We start from the raw sequence: 17,413 nt of genomic DNA, 5'->3' as shown, positions 1-17,413 counted from the left end.
ATAGATGATGGAGGCCTATAAATGAATTTACGTGTATTGATGGAGATTTTTATCGTCTCTCTCCGTCTCGGACTTACTTCATTCGGTGGTCCCGTTGCTCACCTCGGCTATTTCCGGCATGAGTACGTCGAGCGGAGAAAATGGCTTTCTGAAAAAAACTATGCGGATCTGGTCGCACTCTGCCAATTTCTGCCGGGTCCTGCCTCAAGTCAGGTGGGGATCGGCATTGGTATGAGCCGCGGAGGCATTGCCGGTGGTTTTGTTTCTTTTCTCGGCTTCACCATGCCATCTGTACTTATTCTCATAGCTGCGGCTGTGGGTTTTCAGCAGCAGGGCTGGACAGATACCGGTATTATTGACGGGCTGAAAATTGTCGCTGTCGCTGTTGTGGCCCATGCTGTGCTCGGCATGGGGAAGAACCTGGCGCCCGACAAAGAAAGGGCGACGATCGCGGCATCGGCGTTTATCCTGCTTCTCGTGCTCCCGTCAACGTGGATGCAGGTCATTGTGATTCTGATCGGAGCTGCAGCAGGTTTCCTCCTCTACCGTCATGAGTCCGTTGAACAAGCAGAGTCGCTGCCTATTCGTCTATCGAGAACCGTATCAATTATCAGCCTTTCGCTTTTCGCTGTTCTTCTCGCGGGTCTGCCGGTACTGCGTGCACTTGTCGATCATGTGTATATCCAGATTCTCGATGGATTTTACCGGGCGGGAGCACTCGTATTCGGCGGCGGGCACGTCGTACTTCCGCTGTTGGAACGGGAAGTCGTGCCGAACGGACTGGTTAGTGAAGAAGCATTTCTCGCAGGTTACGGGGCAGCACAGGCAGTTCCGGGGCCGCTTTTCACGTTTGCCAGCTACCTCGGGATGGCTGCAGAAGGAATTCCGGGGGCTGTGATTGCCACTGCAGCTATTTTTCTGCCGGCATTCCTTCTATTAATCGGAGCGCTTCCCTTCTGGCTGAAACTCCGGGAATATGCACCGGCCAGAGCAGCTCTTTACGGTGTGAATGCAGCGGTCGTCGGTATCCTTCTTACCGCGCTGTACGCCCCAATTTTCACAACAGCAGTGGAGACTCCTGTGGACCTTGCTTTTGCAGCGCTTCTCTTCGTTCTTCTCGTCTACTGGAAGAAGCCGGCGTGGATGATCGTTATTCTCGGCATTGCAGGCGGCCTGCTGTTTGGTCTTCTTTAATAAAAAATAAAAAAACAGGCTGACCGGTCAAAAAATCCGGTCAGCCTGTTTTTATCTGCATGATTCAGGAAGAAAAATCAATTGGCGATGCGGTCATTTTCTGCTGCGGCCGTTTCTGCATCTTCATACGAAACCGGCTGGGCATTTTCCAGAAACGAAGGGGTTTTCCCTTTCGCACCCCAGACAAACGCAAACACGACGGAGGAAATGAGCACCAGCTGCGGTGCTGCAAAAATGAGAAAGTCAGTCATAGTCATTTTTTCTTCTCCTTTCGGGATTCAGGATCAGGCAGTGTCCGGCGGCTCCCGCTGATAAAAAAGATAAAGGCAAGAGCCGCGGCAATGACGAGCGGCGGAGCTGCAAAAATAAGAAAGGATTCCATGAATGATCTACCTTCTTCCTTCTACATAGTCAGCGTCAAACAAAAACAGCCGCATTAACAGGTACAGGGAAGGAATCAGCAGAAGCAGTCCTGCAATAAATGCTGTAACCAGTGCGATGGCCATCGACTCGTTCGTAAACCCGTCGTAGATTGTCAAATGCGGGTATAAGAGGTACGGCAGGTGAGAGGCACCGTACGCAAAAAATGCTGCGAAATACTGGACCATCATGAGAATCACGGCAAGACCGAGCCGTTTCTGCTTCCAGATAAAATAAACGGTTCCGAGAAATGCGGCGAACGAGACAGCAAACATCCACCAAAGATCCATCATGCCGGAAAAGTGCTCCGGATTCCGCTCTCCGAGAAGAACGAAAACGATGATTCCCATAAGAATGGAAGGTGCTGCCCATGTCAGTGCGTATTTCCGGAGGAGAGCAAGAGCATTCTTATCCTTCGCACGGTCCGCGTAGTACGTCAGAAATACAGCAGAGATGAAGAGAACACTTACTACTGCAAGAATAACCACTCCCCAGGAATAGCCGCTTGTGAACAATTCTCCGTAGAGAAGAGACACATCTCCGTTGTCCGCAATCGAAATATAGCCGCCTTCGGAAATGGTGAGTACGGTTGTCAGAGAAGCAGGAATCAGCAGCCCCGTGGCCCCGTAAAGAAAGCTGTAAAAACTGCTTTCCTCCGCGCCGTACGTATTAAACGCGTAATAGGAGCCGCGGATCGCAAGTAAAATAATCGCGACGCTTCCCGGAATTAACAGCGCAGATCCGTAATAAAAAGCAGTGTCCGGAAAGAAGCCGACGATGCCGATAAAGAAAAAGACGAGAAACACATTCGTCACTTCCCAGACGGGGGAGAGGTAGCGCTGAATGATGGAATCGATAAGGTGATTTTTATTTGTCCGTTTGGAGTAATAGCTGAAAAATCCAGCGCCGAAATCAATGGAGGCGACGATCAGATAGCCGTACAGAAACAGCCATAAGACAGTAATACCGAGAACTTCATACGTCATTGGATTGCTCCTCCCCCTTTCTTATACTTCATAATTCTCTATGCCGCGCTTGTGCATTTCTTTCTGAACAGGATTACGTTTAAACATTTTACGCAGTACCGTAACACATGTGACGCCGAGAACAGTATACAGTGCGGCAAACAGCAGGAGCATCAGTCCGACATGGTCGGAGGATGTTGCAGCTTCCGATGTCTGCATAATCCCGTTTAAGATCCATGGCTGCCGGCCTACTTCTGCAAAAATCCAGCCGGCTTCAATAGCGAGAATCGACAGCGGTCCGCCTGCCACCACCATCATAAGAAGCGGCTTATTAAAGGCATTCCAGTTTTTCTTCCAGTTCATAAAGACGAACAGCATACTGACAGAGGCAAGATACATGCCGATGAACACCATTGAGTCAAAGAAATAGTGGACCCATAAAGGCGGAATTAAATCCGGGTCAAACTCATTCAGACCGGTTACTTCGGTATCCGGACTGAATCCGGCAAGAATACTCAGCGCATAAGGAATTTCCAGAGCATAGCTGACTTCGTTTTCGTCATTAATAATTCCACCGAGAATCAGCGGCGCTTCCGATTCTGTTTCGAAGTGCCATTCGGCAGCAGCCAGTTTTTCCGGCTGGTATTCATGCAGATATTTTCCGGAAAAATCGCCGATAACAGCCGTAGCGACAGCGAATACCGCTCCGGTAATCATCGTCATATGGAGCGCTTTTTTGTGATAGACGGATTTATTGCCACTCAATATTTTCGTTGCTGCAATCGCACCGAGAACGAAGGCAGCCGTCAGGTAGCAGGTAATGATAACGTGGGACACTTTCGTCGGCGTTGCCGGGTTAAACATCGCTTCGAGCGGATTGACGCTTGTCACGACCCCGTTTACCATTTCAAATCCCTGCGGCATGTTCATGAATGCGTTGACGGTTGTAATAAAGAAAGCACTCGCTGTAGCACCGAGAACGACGGGAATGACCAGCAGAAAATGCTTCATTTTGGATTTGAAACGATCGAATGTGTACAGATAAATACCTAAGAAAATAGCTTCAAAGAAAAAGGCAAATGTCTCCATAAACATCGGCAGGCCGATCGTATGACCTGCAGCCTGCATGAAGTTCGGCCAGAGCAGACTGAGCTGCAGACCGATAGCTGTACCGGTCACGACACCGATGGCGACCGTAATGACAAATCCTCTGGCCCAGCGCCTTGCAAGCAGTGTATAATGTGGATCATTACGCTTCATTCCCATCCATTCCGCAATGGCAATCATCATCGGGATACCGACACCGATCGTTGCAAAAATGGCATGGAAACCGAGCGTTAAATACGTTAATATTCTGCTTAAGAGGACCGGGTCTTGATCGAAGAACATGAAGTTTCCCCCTCTTGATATAAAATAACAGACCATCCGAAGACGGTTAACCCCATCTTAATGGATTAGGAACGGGAAGTTGATAGGGGAAAACCCCTATATAATGTGAAATTATGAGCAAATCTTGAACAAGCTGTTACAAAACGCAGGAGGTGAAACAATGAGGATACTGGCCGCCGTTCACCATGAACTGGTCCGCTACGGGTTAATGCAGGTAGTGCGTGATATTCAGGAGACCGATTATATTGTCACCGCCTCCACCAAAGAGGAGACCGTGGATATGCTCCGGCGCTACACGATCGATTATTTGTTTATCCACGAAGACCTGCCGGGTGCTGTGCGGCTGGAAACGATACAGAAAGAGGCAGCCGGCGCCGTCATTATTCAGCTGCATGGAGCCAAAGGAATGTCCGCCGGCACGCCGTTTCGGGAATCTCTGTCTGAATGGCTCTCTCTGGATGACTGGTATCGGATGCTGACAGACCTGTTTTCAACTGATCACAGCAGCAGGCTCCCTCTGCAGCCGGAGGCCGACATGGAGGACCTGACTCGGAGGGAGGAGGAAGTCTTCCGGCTGAAGGTGCAGGGGTATTCACTGAAAGAATCTGCCCGGGTGCTGCAGGTGTCCGTAAAAACCATCGAAAACCACCGGCGCAGCATTTCCAAAAAGTTAATGCTGAAAACAAACAGGGACTGGATCAAGCGGGCTGAATCAGAAGGTTTTTTCGATAAGCAGCCGCGTGGAGAAGAATAATACGCTACTCTATTTCCACAAGACCGACTCTGGCATGATGGAAGCTTTCATCATGAAGGTGTCCGGCAATAAATGCTGCGGTGCTGCCGGTCGTTATGCGCGAACCTTCTTCGGGAAGATAATCAAATTCAAATGCGACCGAGTCCACTGCTTCTCCATCCGGAAGGTATGTCGGACAGAAAATCGTCCACGTAAGGGAAGAATCGAGAAGAAGTCGGTAGACAGCAGCGTGCTCCTCGGCAGCCCGCGTGGAGCTTCGTCTGGATTCTTTCGATTCAAAGCGGAATGTATCCGGTTCGCTCCGCGCATTCAGAATGCCGGCTGTGCCGATCGTAAGAATGCGATGAATGCCCCGCTTTTCCATTTCCATAATAATATGAGGAAATGCGGTGGAAAGTGTATCGCTTTTATCCGTGGATAGAGCGCTGATAACAATGTCGGCAGGCTGCTGAAACGCCGACTCCACATCTTTCGGGTTTGTCACATCCCCATCGATAACCGTAAGCTGTTCCTGCGGCTGGAGCCGGGATGTACCATCCCGCACGAGTGCTGTAATCGTATGGCCTCCGTCCAGCAGATGGTTCAGCAGCCGGTTTCCTGTACGGCCGGTAGCTCCAAATAGTATAATATGCATGTTCCATCACTCCTTGAATGACATAAGTCAACACTCTGTTCCCGTTTGATTCTTTACGTAAACTACAACGAAAAGCCGGGCCGGAGTATTTTGAATGGAGGATATAGATGTTTGAAACGATCGATGCGTGGAGTCAGGTCATTCGTGATCCTTTTATGAATGCGGCGAGGCAGGCGGAATCACTTCCGCTGCTGTTTGCTTTTCTCCTGGGGATCGTCGGAGCGCTCGCGCCCTGCCAGCTTTCCGGAAATATCAGTGCCATGACGCTGTATGGTTCTTCTTCCTTGAAGAAAGGGATCTCCTGGCGGGAAACAGGCTGGTATACCGTGGGGAAAATTGCAGCTTTCTCTCTTCTCGGTACGATCGTCGTTTTCCTTGGCCAGGAATTCCAGCGTCAGCTGCCATTGTTTTTTCAGCCGATGCGCCAGTTTCTCGGACCGCTGTTAATTTTTATCGGCATTTTTCTGCTGGGATGGCTGCGTATTCCTGATTTCCTTCCCGCACTGAAATTGAAGAAGCGCCCCGGGTCTGTCGGAGCGTTTCTGCTCGGCTTTACATTTTCGCTCGGATTCTGTCCTACGATGTTTATTTTGTTTTTTACGCTGTTAATGCCGCAGGCTGTAGCTTCCCCTGCAGGATTTATCATGCCGCCGCTGTTTGCCCTTGGAACGTCGCTGCCGCTCGTCCTGTTGATTTTCATTATGTGGTATCTGGATCTTGGGCGGGCTGCAGTGAAAAAAAGCCGTGCAGTAGGTCTCTTCGTGCAGAAGGCAGCAGGGGTCGTTCTGATCGCCCTGGGGATTATGGACATGCTGACATTCTGGTAGAGTTTGTAAAAGAAAGCGTTTACAAAAAAGAGTGTTGCCGATATAATTAATTTAAAGTGGAGGATAACTGAACGTACGCTCAGGTATGCTCCCTTTCTTTTTGTGATGTTATGTAAGCCCTTACATTAAAGGAGGTCCGGATGAATTTTGCCCGTACGAAAGAGCAGGATATGATACGCGACATGGCCAGGGGATTTGCTGAGAAGGAGATCGCCCCTTTGACCGCTGAAATTGACGAAAAATCCTGGTTTCCGGAAGATATTTTTAAAAAAATGGGAGAACTCGGCTTTCTTGGTATTCCTTTTCCTGAGCAGTACGGAGGCTCGGGTGGCACTATTCTTGAATATGCATCAGCTGTAAAGGAAATTGGCCGGGTCTGCGGCAGTACCGGACTCAGCTATGCTGCAGCTGTTTCACTCGGCGCTGCACCGTTTTATCATTTTGGTACTGAGAAGCAGAAGGAAAAATACCTGCGGCCGCTTGCGGAAGGGAAGACGCTCGGAGCGTTTGGACTGACAGAGCCGGGAGCAGGTTCTGATGCCGGAGGAACAAAAACGAAAGCCGTAAAAAAAGAGGGACGGTACGTTATCAGCGGCGAGAAATGCTGGATTACAAATGCCTCCTACGCCGATACGATTATTATAACCGCCCGGAATGAAGATTCGAACGGAAAAATTACGGCGTTTATCGTTCCCGGAGACGCGGCAGGGATGACGATACGGACACCATATAAAAAAATGGGCGTAAGAGGATCAAACACTACCGAAATCGTACTGGATGAGGTGGAAGTGGCAGAAGATGCTATTCTCGGCGATCCGGAGCGCGGTTTTTCACAGTTTCTTTCTACATTGGACGGCGGCAGAATTTCAATAGCAGCACTTGCTCTCGGTATCGGTACTGCGGCCTATGAGAAAGCACTTGCCTACAGCAGAGAGAGGGAGCAGTTCGGACGTCCAATCGGCTCCTTTCAGGCGATCCAGTTCAAACTTGCGGATATGGCGTTAAAGCTCGAACTGGCAGAGACGATGGTGATGAAAGCGGCGTGGCTGAAAGATCAGGGACAGCCGTTTAAAAAAGAAGCGGCAATGGCAAAATTGTATGCTTCTGAATCAGCCACTTCCGTCTGTAATGAGAGCCTCCAGATTCACGGAGGGTACGGATACATGGCAGAGTATGGGATCGAGCGGTATCTCCGGGATGCCAAACTGATGGAAATCGGCGAAGGCACGTCCGAAATTCAGCGGCTCGTCATTGCAAGAGAAATCGGCTGTCCGCAGGAACCGAAGATGGAAAGGAGAGGATCCGGATGAAACAAATCCGCCGTGCCGCTGTTGCGAACAGAGGGGAAATAGCCTGCCGGATCATACGAACGCTCCGCAGGCTCGGGATTACGAGCATTGCCCTTTATTCGGAGGCGGATGAAAAGGCCCTCCACGTTCTTGAAGCAGATGAAGCGGTATGTATCGGCCCGGCTCCGCCGAAAGAAAGCTATGTCAATATCCAGCAGGTGCTCCACGCTCTGCGTGATTCGGGAGCAGATGCGGTTCATCCCGGCTACGGTTTTCTTTCGGAACGGGCAGCGTTCGCTGAGGCTGTAGAAGAAGAGGGGATTCTCTTTCTCGGTCCGGATCCGGACGTCATACGTGCCATGGGAGAAAAAACGCAGGCACGGAGCAGTATGGAGAATGCAGGCGTACCGGTCGTACCGGGGAGAACAATTAAAGATGATGCCGTTCAGGCAGCAGAAGCCGTCGGCTACCCCGTTATGCTGAAAGCTTCCTCCGGGGGAGGCGGCATCGGCATGCAGTGTATCCGTAGTAGAGAGGAATTAGAAAAATCAGCAGCTTCGATTTCGAGGCGGGCGGAAACATTTTTCGGATCCGGTGAATTGTACATTGAAAAGTATCTGGAAACGCCGCGGCATATTGAAGTTCAGATTGCCGGAGATGGAACAGGGGACTGTCGTGCCGTCGGGCTGAGAGACTGTTCGGTGCAGCGGAGGCACCAGAAAGTGATCGAGGAAGCTCCTGCGTCTGTAACCGGTGAGGTCCGGCAGAAGCTTGTCCGATCCGCGGTACAGGCAGGATCCGCGCTCAAGTACCGGAGCGTCGGCACTGTTGAATTTCTTGTGGAAAACGACGACGTGTATTTTCTGGAGATGAACACCCGCCTGCAGGTGGAGCATCCGGTAACGGAGCTTACGGGGGGAATGGATCTCGTCGAATGGCAGATCCGTATCGCGGAAGGAGCCGGACTGGAAGCTCTCCCGGTGAATGAACCGTCAGGAGATCATGCTGTAGAAGCCCGTCTCTATGCGGAAGATCCAAAAACGTTTTTTCCTTCCCCGGGAACCATTACAAAATGGGAGCTGCCGGAAGAAGAAGGTATCCGCATCGACGCTGGTTTTAGAAACGGAGATACGATTACGCCGCACTATGATCCGATGCTCGCTAAAATCTGCGCATATGCTCCGGACAGAGAAACAGCTTGCAGAAATCTTCTCTCCTACATGAATAAAGTTCGTGTGGAGGGCATAAAAACAAACCGTACGTTTTTAATCCAGGTGCTTGAGAATCCGTTGTTTCAGCAGGGAAACTATGATGTCACACTTACAGAAACGATTTTAAAGGAGGTGCAGCCATGACGGAAATCCGCACGGAAATGGCAGGGAACGTATGGAAAATTCTCGTCGGCAGAGGAGAGGAAGTGAAAGCCGGGCAGGAGCTCGTCATTCTGGAATCCATGAAAATGGAGATTCCTGTAGAGGCCGCTCAATCGGGTGTTGTCAAAGAAGTTCTAACAGAAGAAGGCAGCTTCGTGGATGAAGGACAGGTATTAATGACCTTTGAGGAATAGGGAGGAGAGGATCCTGGATGACATTTCCCCAGAAAGTCGGCATTAGAGAAGTCGGCCCCCGGGACGGCCTGCAGAATGAATCTGTCATCGTACCGACACGAAGAAAAGTAGAGTGGATGGAAAAGCTGCTCGATGCAGGCATCCGTTATCTGGAAGTATCTTCTTTTGTTTCGCCGAAATGGATTCCCGCGCTGGCCGATGCGGAAGACGTTTTCCGTATGCTGCCGAAACGGACGGGCGTGACCTATGCAGCGCTCGTGCCGAATGCGAAAGGCCTGGAGCGGGCACTGCAGGCAGATGTTGACGAGGTCAGTCTTTTCGTTTCCGCAAGCGATACGCATAACCGGAGAAATGTTAACCGGCCGGTGGAGCAGTCGCTCCGCGAACTGAGGCCGGTTGCCGAGGAGGCCCTTGCTGCAGGAAAGTCGGTCCGGGGTTATATATCCATGGTCTTTGGATGCCCCTATGAAGGGAAAATATCCATCGGAACGGTGGAGCGGACTGCCCACGCGCTTCTTGATATGGGGGTAAGGGAGCTGTCTCTGGGCGACACGATCGGGATTGCTCATCCACGACAGGTAACTCGTGTGATCCGTCAGCTGAAAACGACGATTCCATCGGGGAAAATGGCGCTTCATTTTCATAATACACGGGGTCTCGCGCTGGCAAATACGATGGCCGCCCTGGAGCAGAACATCCAATTTTTCGATGGTGCTGCAGGCGGTCTCGGCGGCTGTCCCTATGCACAGGGAGCGGCAGGAAACATCGCGACCGAAGACCTGGTCTACCTTCTGGAACAGAGCGGTATTCAAACAGGAATCAACGTCAATCAGCTCGTTCAGGCTGCCGGTTTTATTAAGCCGCACATCGGCGGGAGACTGTCGAGTTTTCAAGCATCGCTTAACGAGGAAGGAGAGGACGGCGCATGATTGAAACGACGATTAACGGACCGATTGCCTCGCTCTATTTAAACCGCCCGGAAGCCGCGAATGCGCTCTCGTCGACATTGCTGCTGGAGATGACGGCCATCCTTGAAACGTGGGCGGAAAGCCGGGAAATCCGCGCAGTTATCCTCGGAGCGAGGGGGAAAACGTTCTGTGCAGGTGCCGATTTAAAAGAAAGGCTCGAAACAGCAGAGGAAAATGTTTGGAGTGCGGTGGAAAACATCCGTCATCCCATCAGCATACTTTCAAGAATGCCGCAGCCGGTGATTGCAGCTGTGCAGGGAGGTGCCGTCGGAGGCGGAATGGAGTTAACCCTCGCCTGCGACTTCCGAATCGCTTCGGAGCGGGCACAGTTTCAGCTCGCAGAAACCGGCATCGGTGTCATTCCCGGAGCCGGAGGTACGCAGCGCCTGCCGGCTCTGATCGGTATGCAGCGGGCGAAAGAGATGATCCTTGCGGGAAGAAAAATCACCGGACAGGAAGCAGCTGTCTGGGGACTTGCGCTGAAAGCCGTGCCGCATGGACAGCTGTATTCAGAAGCGGAGGCACTGGCGTACCAGATATCACGAAAAGCGCCGCTTGCAGTCCGTGCAGCTAAGTATGCGATGGATCATGGGGCGGCTGTACCTCTGGAGCAGGGAATGGAGGTCGAAAAACAAGCATATCAAGGAATTTTACCATCAGAAGACCGTCTGGAAGGGCTCCGCGCATTTCAGGAAAAGCGGGCGCCCGAATTTCATGGCCGGTGAGAGGAGGACTTAGGTGAGATTAAATCAGGAATGGCAGGAGCGGGTTGACGCGGTCCACCGCGGAGGGCAGGAAAAATACCATCAGGCAAATGCTGAAAAAGGAAAACTTCCCGTCCGGGAGCGCATCCGTCTGCTCCTGGATGAAGATGTATATGAAGAGGACGGTCTGTTTGCAGCCGGAGCCGACCGCGGGCTGCCAGCTGATGGTGTTGTCACAGGGACCGGGAAGATGCATGGAAGAATGGTCTGTTTCATGGCGAATGATTCCACCGTCAAGGCAGGTTCGTGGGGACCGGGGACGGTAGAGAAAATTATCCGGATTCAGGAAACGGCTGAAGAACTTGGACTGCCGATGATGTACCTTGTCGACAGTGCCGGGGCCCGGATTACAGATCAGGTGGAGATGTTTCCGAACCGGAGAGGAGCGGGACGTATTTTCCACCAGCAGATAAAAATGTCCGGTGTTGTGCCACAAGTATGTGTTCTATTCGGACCTTCCGCAGCCGGCGGCGCCTATATGCCGGCATTTTGTGATGTGGTGGTGATGGTTGAAGGGAACGCCTCCATGTATCTCGGATCGCCGCGGATGGCGGAGATGGTGATCGGTGAAAAAGTAAGCCTTGAGGAAATGGGTGGTGCCCGCATGCACTGCAGCGTGTCGGGATGCGGCGATATGCTGGCGGAAAATGAGGAAGAGGCCATTCTTGCTGCGCGTACGTACATGACGTATATGCCGGACACGTGGAAAACAAAGCCTGCATCCACAGATTCCAAACCACCGGTGCACATGGAGAATCTCGATCAGATGGTACCGGAAAACCAGAATGCAGCGTTTGATATGCTTTCAGTCATTCACGCGCTGGTTGATGAGGACAGCTGGTTTGAAATAAAAGCACTCTTTGCAAAAGAGCTTCTGACGGGGTTTGCACGAATTGACGGGCGGGTGGTGGGCATTGTCGCCAACCAGCCGAAGCAGAAAGGCGGCGTTCTTTTTCCGGATTCTGCGGATAAAGCAGCGCGGTTTATACATTTATGTGATGCGTTTCAGGTGCCGCTTCTTTTTCTTATGGATGTCCCAGGTTTTATGATCGGATCCAAAGTGGAGCGGGCCGGGATTATCCGTCACGGTGCGAAAATGGTAGCGGCCATGTCTCAGGTCCGGGTGCCGAAGCTGTCTGTCATTGTGAGGAAAGCCTATGGAGCCGGTTTATACGCGATGGCAGGACCTGCATTTGAACCGGACTGGTGTATTGCGCTGCCGACAGCCAAAGTGGCTGTGATGGGACCGGAAGCAGCGGTGAATGCCGTCTATGCGAATAAAATTGCAGCGCTGCCGGAAAACGAACGTGCTGCTTTTATCGAGGAAAAACGAAAAGAATATCAGGAGCATGTCGATATATACCATCTGGCATCTGAACTTATTGTAGATGATATTCTTCCGATGACAAAGCTGCGGAGCTCACTCGCTTTCCGCCTGGAGGCGGTCTCGGCAAAAGACAAGAAAAAGCCGGCGAAACATAATCCTGTTTATCCGGTATGACCGCTGATTTTCACCTAAATAGACAGCAAGTTTCATGCGGGCAATAAGCACTTCACTTACAGAAAAGAATGTAAAAACAAAAGGAACCGTCCTCAGAGAATCAGCGGACGGTTCCTTTTTCGGCTTTTTAGTCAACTTTCATGAATCGGAGAGGGGTGCATCCATTTCTTTAGACGGCCCCGGAAGCGGAGACAATGAACCGTTTCCGCTTCCGGTTCGTTCCGGGTGTGGCATGCATTCCCGGTCCCAGCGAGCCGCTGTACAGATTCAGTGCGGAGAACAGCGCTTCTTCGGAAAAGGCATTATGAATCTCCTCCGCCCGGAGAGCGATGACTGCTGCAGCTCTGGCATCTTCCAGGGCATGGTGATGTTCGAATGTGATCCCCAGTTCATGCGCGACGGTTCCGAGCTTATGATTAAAAAATTCCGGCCATGTCTTTTTAGCGATCTGCACCGTGCAGTTGTACGCAGCTTCCGGCCAGGGAAGCTGCCAGGCATCCAGTGCAGAGCGGAGAACACGCATATCAAAGCTTGCGTTATGTGCAAGCAGAAGGGTGTGTTCCATAGCAGGCTGTAAGGAGGGCCATAAGTCGGCAAACGTCGGTGCATCTTTGACATCGTTCCAGGTTAAACCATGGACAGCAACGCACTTCGGGTCAAAGTACGGCGTAAACGGGCGGATAAGGGAATAGGTTTCCTCGACGATTTCACTGTCTTTTACCTGTACAATACCGACGGCACAGGCACTTCCCGCTTCCTGGGAAGCCGTTTCAAAATCGATGGCGGTAAAATTCATGTAGCTGAGCCTCCTGCAAACATACGTTTCCTACATTTTAGCAGAAAGGCGGGAGATATCCAAGCTGTTCTACATACAAAAAGGAAGCACCGGCTGGTTAGACCGGTGCTTCGAAAAAGGGGGAAATTATATTGAAAACCAATCGAAATTGGTAATCAGCGGATCCGCTGCTCGTTCTCCGGGTCGAAGAAGTGCGCTTTGTTCATATCAAGGGCAAGGTCGATTTCAGTTCCGCTGGATACATCTGTACGGGAATCGACACGTGCGATAAAGTCCTGATCGCCTACTTTGGAATAGAGATAGGATTCTGCACCCATAAGCTCTGCTACATCAATCACCGCTTTAAAGCGGGAGTTCTCCGCAGAATCAAGGAATACCGGCTCGTCGTGGATATCTTCCGGACGTACGCCGAGAATAAGCTCTTTCTGATCATATCCTTCCAGCTGCTTCATTTTGCCTGCAGGAACCTGCACGGAGTGACCGTGCATGTCAAAGCGGTCGCCGTTCAATTTACCGTGAAGGAAGTTCATTGCCGGGGAACCGATGAACCCGCCGACGAAGACGTTTTCCGGATAGTCATAAATATCCTTCGGTGCGCCTACCTGCTGCACGAGACCGTCCTTCATAACAACGATCCGGGAAGCCATGGTCATCGCTTCGGTCTGGTCGTGTGTTACATAGATTGTCGTCGTCTGCAGACGATGGTGGAGTTTGATGATTTCTGAGCGCATCTGCACACGGAGCTTAGCATCCAGGTTGGAAAGCGGCTCATCCATCAGGAATACTTTCGGGTTACGGACAATGGCACGTCCGAGTGCAACACGCTGACGCTGACCACCGGACATTGCTTTCGGCTTTCTGTCGAGCATTTCCGTCAGACCGAGAATTTTCGCCGCGTTCTGTACACGCTCTTCAATTTCGTCTTTCGGGAATTTACGGAGCTTCAGGCCGAATGCCATGTTCTCGTATACGTTCATATGTGGATAAAGCGCGTAGTTCTGGAAAACCATCGCAATGTCACGGTCTTTCGGTGCAACATCGTTTACGCGGTCTTCGCCGATGTATAGATCTCCTTTAGAGATGTCTTCCAGACCTGCAACCATACGGAGCGTTGTCGATTTACCGCACCCGGATGGACCGACGAAAACGATAAATTCCTTATCTTCAATGTCCAGGTTGAAATCTGTTACCGCCTGAACTTCACCATCATAAATTTTATAGAGATTCTTAAACGTAATATCCGCCATTTTTCTCTCTCCTCCCGCTGTCTGTGCTTGTTTTTTTGAACTGACCTCAGTGTATCCTGTAAGGGGTTTCATTGATAGGGGCATCCTGCACAAAGAAAAATCGCATTTTTTGTGCAGGATGTTGCAAGCGATTTCAGCGGGCTATTCTTCGGCGGCCAGCTGGGCGCCGCACAGGAGCAGATAGACGCAGGCGGCATTTTGAAACTGCTTAATATCAATGGACGTTCGTTCAATAAATTTTTCGACCCGGTACTGCATCGTGTTCCGGTGCATGAACAGACGCTTTGCCGCCATAGAGATATTCATACCGCACAAGAGGAACATTTCGACAGAACGGAGCAGCTCTGTTTCCTCCCGGACTGGATCCAGAAGGGCCGTCATTTCCTCCAGTGCCTCCGGTTCGATGCTGGACAGCATGTAATATAATACAAGTTCCTGTTCAATGAACACATGATGCTTCGGGTACGCCTCGATCACGCGGCGGAACATCCGCAGCTCCCGTTTATACCAGGAATAGGCTTCACCGGGATCCCGGAAAAAGCTGCCGGCGTGAAGAGACGGGCGGATGTAGAAATCGGCGGCGAGGGTATCGATGACGGCATTTGTGACCGGCTGATCCTCAAAGTCTTCATTAACTTCCTGAAGCAGAAGAAGCTCCCGGCGGTTCAGCCAGCAGGAGTGCCCGGTTCCGGGAAGCAGTTGAAAGAGTGCTTCGGTAAGCGCCTCTGGTTCCTCTGCCGGCTTCGGGAAGTGTATGTAGATAAAACGTGCCGGAAGCTGGATGGAGGAAGGCGGGGGTGTACTTCCTGAAATGATCTGTTTCAAAAGATGGGAGGCTTCCGGTCCGGCAGGCATGTCCCGGGTACCTGTCATTTTTTCCAGTAGGGCCCGTTCTTCAGCGGACAATGATTTTTCGTCAATATAGTGAGTTTCATCATGGTAATGAAGGGTTATCACGCGTCATCCCTCTTTCTAATGATCTTCATAGACATGGTAGAGCATTAAATCGTGTATCTGCCCTTCGAGTGTCTCTGCTTTTTCCGGTCGTGTTTCCGGCTGATCCCAGCGGATAGTACCGTCCCGGTGGTAAAAACCCCGGTATCTTGCGCCCTGATGATAAAAGGAAAAAGACCAGCCGGAGGGGCGGTGGGCTTTCCATTGGAAATGCTGTATCATGTTAAGCTCCTTTCATGTTACGGACAGCCCGTTAAGGGGAAGAGAATGAAAGAAACATCCATCTGCCTCGTCTGCTTTTCTTTATCCTATCACGAAAGCCCGGGTGGAAAAAGAAAACCCGTGGATGGATACGCAAAACAATGCAGGTTATACTTATATAGAATGAAACAGCTGCAGCAGGAGGTTCGACATGAATGAATGGATAATGCTGCTTGTGATCATACTGCTCGGTGCAGTGATCGGAGGCGGTACAAATATTATTGCTATACGGATGTTATTCCGCCCCTACAAACCGTGGTTCCTCGGCCGCTTTCAAGTGCCGTTTACGCCGGGCCTGATTCCGAAGCGGCGCGGAGAAATTGCCGACAACCTCGGAAAACTGGTGGAGGATCACCTTGTGACACCGGAGGGGATGCAGGCACGGCTGGAAGAAGGAGTTCTTTTTGAGGAGGTGAAAACGCGGCTGGAAGACGGGATCCGCGACTTATTGAAAGAAGAGCGGACACTGGACGAGTGGATGGAGGAACATCTCGGCACGAAAGACAGAATGGGAAGGTTCCGGATATCTGTAGAAGCGGAAATCAGCAGAAGGCTGACGGAGTGGTTTGATTCGTATCAGGACCGGCCGTTTAAAGACTGGGTTCCGGTTGAAATGCTGGAATCTGTGGAGAGGCGTCTGCCGAAAGCGGCTGCAGATATCGCAGCGCGCGGTGCAGAATACGCCTCCTCACCGGAAGGAAAAAAACAGCTTGAAGCAGCTGTCGATAACTATCTTCATTCAAAAGGGTCTGTGACGACCTGGTTCAGCAGATTTACAAAACGTTTTTCTGTCGGGGATATGCTGGCTGGTGAACTCGAGCGTTTTTTCCGCGATGATCGGACACAGGGCATGGTGGAGGAAGTGCTGGTAAGAGAATGGGAAAAATTAATTGAGACGACGCCGTCTGCCTATGTGGAAGCCGACCGTTTTCATCAGCAGGCGGAAAATCTGACGAAAAATGTGATGGGGCATGTACCGGTAATCGGTGAGTGGAACCAGCCTCTCTCCGACTGGAGCGGACGGTATGAGGAGATGCTCCAGAAAACGGTGCTTCCCGGGATAATGGCTTCCGCTTCGATGATTCTGACCAATTATATGAAATCGATTATGAAACGGATCGGCATTCGGGATATAGTTACAAAGGAAGTAAACTTGTTCCCGCTGTCGAGGCTGGAGGAAATGCTGCTTCTTATTGCAAAACGTGAACTGAAAATGATCGCTCTGCTCGGGGCACTGATCGGCGGCCTCGTCGGTTTCATCCAGGGGACCCTGCTTCTATTTGTGTTTTAAGCAGAAAGTATGTTAGAGTCTAGGCTGGTTGTGCGAAAAATGCAGAACGGTATAAATCACAAGGAGGAGTTACGCATATGGCAAATCCAATGGATAAAGCACAAGAACTGCAGCAGGAGCTGCGCAACAGCGAAGAGTTTGCACAGTTAAAACAGCTGCATGAAGACATCAATAACGATGAGGTAGCGAAAAAAATGCTCGATAACTTCCGCGGACTGCAGATGCAGCTTCAGCAGAAGCAGATGAACGGAGAGCAGATTTCCGAGGAGGAAGTGCAGCAGGCCCAGCAGCAGTTTGAAGTGGTCCAGCAGCACGAACAGATCATGAAGCTCATGGAAGAAGAACAGAAAATGAGCCAGATGGTCAGTGAGATCAATAAGGTTGTTACGCAGCCGCTTGAAGAGCTTTACGGCGAAGGCGAACAGGAATAATTATTAAGCGCCTCAGGTCGTCCCGGGATTCCCGGGGGCCACTGAAAATCTAGCGATTTTTCATTTCGTATCGTAGGATCTCATATGAAAACCGCCCGTTTCTCCCCAACCTTGGAGAAACGGGCGGTTTTTTTGTCAGTCGTGTGGTTTGCAGTGGCTAC

Annotated in this window: 20 protein-coding genes; 11 read left to right on the top strand and 9 right to left on the bottom strand. The window is 51.0% G+C overall.

The features are described 5' to 3' along the window. The first annotated feature begins 21 nt into the window (after positions 1-21). Positions 22-1,194, top strand: a complete 1,173-nt coding sequence (gene chrA, locus C6I21_RS13215; RefSeq protein WP_105959967.1) for a chromate efflux transporter — start codon at positions 22-24, stop codon at positions 1,192-1,194. Positions 1,195-1,271: 77 nt separating this feature from the next. On the opposite strand, the gene cydS (C6I21_RS13210) is transcribed toward chrA, so the two are convergent. Genes cydS (C6I21_RS13210) through C6I21_RS13200 form a run of 4 tightly spaced genes read right to left on the bottom strand, consistent with a single transcriptional unit; the run spans position 1,272 to position 3,968 of the window. Beyond that, positions 1,272-1,451, bottom strand: a complete 180-nt coding sequence (gene cydS / locus C6I21_RS13210; protein ID WP_105959966.1) for a cytochrome bd oxidase small subunit CydS family protein — start codon at positions 1,449-1,451, stop codon at positions 1,272-1,274. Continuing rightward, positions 1,448-1,576, bottom strand: coding sequence for a cytochrome bd oxidase small subunit CydS family protein (gene cydS, locus C6I21_RS16790; protein WP_280953456.1), 129 nt, complete (start codon positions 1,574-1,576; stop codon positions 1,448-1,450). Before cydS (C6I21_RS16790) ends, cydS (C6I21_RS13210) begins: the two co-directional genes overlap by 4 nt. A gap of 7 nt (positions 1,577-1,583) precedes the next feature. Beyond that, complete coding sequence (locus C6I21_RS13205; RefSeq protein ID WP_105959965.1) at positions 1,584-2,600, bottom strand: cytochrome d ubiquinol oxidase subunit II; 1,017 nt, start codon at positions 2,598-2,600, stop codon at positions 1,584-1,586. A gap of 21 nt (positions 2,601-2,621) precedes the next feature. Continuing rightward, positions 2,622-3,968, bottom strand: coding sequence for a cytochrome ubiquinol oxidase subunit I (locus C6I21_RS13200; RefSeq protein WP_105959964.1), 1,347 nt, complete (start codon positions 3,966-3,968; stop codon positions 2,622-2,624). 160 nt (positions 3,969-4,128) lie between these two features. On the opposite strand from C6I21_RS13200, the gene C6I21_RS13195 reads away from it, so the two are divergent. Further along, entirely contained in the window at positions 4,129-4,722 is a 594-nt protein-coding gene (locus tag C6I21_RS13195) for a response regulator transcription factor (protein ID WP_105959963.1), read from the top strand. Between the two features lie 4 nt (positions 4,723-4,726). Here C6I21_RS13195 and C6I21_RS13190 read toward each other — a convergent pair whose 3' ends face one another. Then, the gene (locus C6I21_RS13190) at positions 4,727-5,356 is read right to left on the bottom strand and encodes an NAD(P)-dependent oxidoreductase (protein ID WP_105959962.1); all 630 of its coding nucleotides are present in this window, start codon (positions 5,354-5,356) and stop codon (positions 4,727-4,729) included. 107 nt (positions 5,357-5,463) lie between these two features. Here C6I21_RS13190 and C6I21_RS13185 point away from each other — a divergent pair, with 107 nt between their 5' ends. The 7 genes from C6I21_RS13185 to C6I21_RS13155 all read left to right on the top strand — a co-directional run bounded on the left by C6I21_RS13185 (position 5,464) and on the right by C6I21_RS13155 (position 12,272). Next, positions 5,464-6,183 (top strand): urease accessory protein UreH domain-containing protein, encoded by a 720-nt coding sequence (locus C6I21_RS13185; protein ID WP_105959961.1) that lies wholly within the window; start codon positions 5,464-5,466, stop codon positions 6,181-6,183. A 140-nt stretch (positions 6,184-6,323) separates the two neighbouring features. Then, on the top strand, positions 6,324-7,493 hold the full coding sequence (locus tag C6I21_RS13180) for an acyl-CoA dehydrogenase family protein (protein WP_105959960.1): 1,170 nt from the start codon (positions 6,324-6,326) through the stop codon (positions 7,491-7,493). Next, a complete protein-coding gene (locus tag C6I21_RS13175; RefSeq protein ID WP_105959959.1) occupies positions 7,490-8,827 on the top strand; it encodes an acetyl-CoA carboxylase biotin carboxylase subunit in 1,338 nt (445 codons plus the stop codon). The genes C6I21_RS13180 and C6I21_RS13175 overlap by 4 nt, the downstream gene beginning before the upstream one ends. After that, complete coding sequence (locus C6I21_RS13170; protein WP_105959958.1) at positions 8,824-9,039, top strand: acetyl-CoA carboxylase biotin carboxyl carrier protein subunit; 216 nt, start codon at positions 8,824-8,826, stop codon at positions 9,037-9,039. Before C6I21_RS13175 ends, C6I21_RS13170 begins: the two co-directional genes overlap by 4 nt. A gap of 17 nt (positions 9,040-9,056) precedes the next feature. Beyond that, positions 9,057-9,968 (top strand): hydroxymethylglutaryl-CoA lyase, encoded by a 912-nt coding sequence (locus tag C6I21_RS13165; RefSeq protein WP_105959957.1) that lies wholly within the window; start codon positions 9,057-9,059, stop codon positions 9,966-9,968. Continuing rightward, positions 9,965-10,732: an enoyl-CoA hydratase-related protein gene (locus tag C6I21_RS13160; protein WP_105959956.1), complete on the top strand. Its 768-nt coding sequence runs from the start codon at positions 9,965-9,967 to the stop codon at positions 10,730-10,732. The genes C6I21_RS13165 and C6I21_RS13160 overlap by 4 nt, the downstream gene beginning before the upstream one ends. A 13-nt stretch (positions 10,733-10,745) precedes the next feature. Then, positions 10,746-12,272, top strand: coding sequence for an acyl-CoA carboxylase subunit beta (locus C6I21_RS13155; protein WP_105959955.1), 1,527 nt, complete (start codon positions 10,746-10,748; stop codon positions 12,270-12,272). A gap of 169 nt (positions 12,273-12,441) precedes the next feature. Here C6I21_RS13155 and C6I21_RS13150 read toward each other — a convergent pair whose 3' ends face one another. From C6I21_RS13150 to C6I21_RS13135, 4 genes are all read right to left on the bottom strand, one after another. Beyond that, positions 12,442-13,068, bottom strand: coding sequence for a 3'-5' exonuclease (locus tag C6I21_RS13150; RefSeq protein ID WP_105959954.1), 627 nt, complete (start codon positions 13,066-13,068; stop codon positions 12,442-12,444). Between the two features lie 155 nt (positions 13,069-13,223). Further along, positions 13,224-14,315: an ABC transporter ATP-binding protein gene (locus C6I21_RS13145; RefSeq protein ID WP_105959953.1), complete on the bottom strand. Its 1,092-nt coding sequence runs from the start codon at positions 14,313-14,315 to the stop codon at positions 13,224-13,226. A gap of 141 nt (positions 14,316-14,456) precedes the next feature. Next, positions 14,457-15,272: a PucR family transcriptional regulator gene (locus C6I21_RS13140; RefSeq protein WP_105959952.1), complete on the bottom strand. Its 816-nt coding sequence runs from the start codon at positions 15,270-15,272 to the stop codon at positions 14,457-14,459. Between the two features lie 15 nt (positions 15,273-15,287). Then, entirely contained in the window at positions 15,288-15,491 is a 204-nt protein-coding gene (locus C6I21_RS13135; RefSeq protein ID WP_105959951.1) for a DUF5342 family protein, read from the bottom strand. Between the two features lie 190 nt (positions 15,492-15,681). Between C6I21_RS13135 and C6I21_RS13130 the strand changes: the two genes are divergently transcribed. Together C6I21_RS13130 and C6I21_RS13125 are read left to right on the top strand one after the other, a co-directional pair. Continuing rightward, a complete protein-coding gene (locus tag C6I21_RS13130) occupies positions 15,682-16,821 on the top strand; it encodes a DUF445 family protein (protein WP_105959950.1) in 1,140 nt (379 codons plus the stop codon). Positions 16,822-16,898: 77 nt separating this feature from the next. Further along, positions 16,899-17,252 carry a YlbF family regulator gene (locus C6I21_RS13125; protein WP_105959949.1) on the top strand — a complete coding sequence of 118 codons (354 nt, stop codon included), beginning with the start codon at positions 16,899-16,901 and terminating at the stop codon, positions 17,250-17,252. Positions 17,253-17,413 lie beyond the last annotated feature (161 nt).

The organism is Alkalicoccus urumqiensis (genome assembly GCF_002993335.1).
GTDB classification, from domain to species: domain Bacteria; phylum Bacillota; class Bacilli; order Bacillales; family Salisediminibacteriaceae; genus Alkalicoccus; species Alkalicoccus urumqiensis.
The sequence above is the reverse complement of the archived record's forward strand: the minus strand, read 5'-3'. Positions and strand labels throughout refer to the sequence as shown.

Excerpts from the sequence above, each read along its gene's own strand:
- cydS (WP_105959966.1), bottom strand. The coding sequence starts at position 1,451 with ATGACTATGACTGACTTTCTCATTTTTGCAGCACCGCAGCTGGTGCTC.
- chrA (WP_105959967.1), top strand. The coding sequence starts at position 22 with ATGAATTTACGTGTATTGATGGAGATTTTTATCGTCTCTCTCCGTCTC.
- C6I21_RS13170 (WP_105959958.1), top strand. The coding sequence starts at position 8,824 with ATGACGGAAATCCGCACGGAAATGGCAGGGAACGTATGGAAAATTCTC.
- C6I21_RS13145 (WP_105959953.1), bottom strand. The coding sequence starts at position 14,315 with ATGGCGGATATTACGTTTAAGAATCTCTATAAAATTTATGATGGTGAA.
- C6I21_RS13200 (WP_105959964.1), bottom strand. The coding sequence starts at position 3,968 with ATGTTCTTCGATCAAGACCCGGTCCTCTTAAGCAGAATATTAACGTAT.
- C6I21_RS13125 (WP_105959949.1), top strand. The coding sequence starts at position 16,899 with ATGGCAAATCCAATGGATAAAGCACAAGAACTGCAGCAGGAGCTGCGC.
- C6I21_RS13190 (WP_105959962.1), bottom strand. The coding sequence starts at position 5,356 with ATGCATATTATACTATTTGGAGCTACCGGCCGTACAGGAAACCGGCTG.
- C6I21_RS13165 (WP_105959957.1), top strand. The coding sequence starts at position 9,057 with ATGACATTTCCCCAGAAAGTCGGCATTAGAGAAGTCGGCCCCCGGGAC.
- C6I21_RS13135 (WP_105959951.1), bottom strand. The coding sequence starts at position 15,491 with ATGATACAGCATTTCCAATGGAAAGCCCACCGCCCCTCCGGCTGGTCT.
- C6I21_RS13185 (WP_105959961.1), top strand. The coding sequence starts at position 5,464 with ATGTTTGAAACGATCGATGCGTGGAGTCAGGTCATTCGTGATCCTTTT.
- C6I21_RS13130 (WP_105959950.1), top strand. The coding sequence starts at position 15,682 with ATGAATGAATGGATAATGCTGCTTGTGATCATACTGCTCGGTGCAGTG.
- C6I21_RS13180 (WP_105959960.1), top strand. The coding sequence starts at position 6,324 with ATGAATTTTGCCCGTACGAAAGAGCAGGATATGATACGCGACATGGCC.
- C6I21_RS13175 (WP_105959959.1), top strand. The coding sequence starts at position 7,490 with ATGAAACAAATCCGCCGTGCCGCTGTTGCGAACAGAGGGGAAATAGCC.
- C6I21_RS13205 (WP_105959965.1), bottom strand. The coding sequence starts at position 2,600 with ATGACGTATGAAGTTCTCGGTATTACTGTCTTATGGCTGTTTCTGTAC.
- C6I21_RS13160 (WP_105959956.1), top strand. The coding sequence starts at position 9,965 with ATGATTGAAACGACGATTAACGGACCGATTGCCTCGCTCTATTTAAAC.
- C6I21_RS13195 (WP_105959963.1), top strand. The coding sequence starts at position 4,129 with ATGAGGATACTGGCCGCCGTTCACCATGAACTGGTCCGCTACGGGTTA.
- cydS (WP_280953456.1), bottom strand. The coding sequence starts at position 1,576 with ATGGAATCCTTTCTTATTTTTGCAGCTCCGCCGCTCGTCATTGCCGCG.
- C6I21_RS13150 (WP_105959954.1), bottom strand. The coding sequence starts at position 13,068 with ATGAATTTTACCGCCATCGATTTTGAAACGGCTTCCCAGGAAGCGGGA.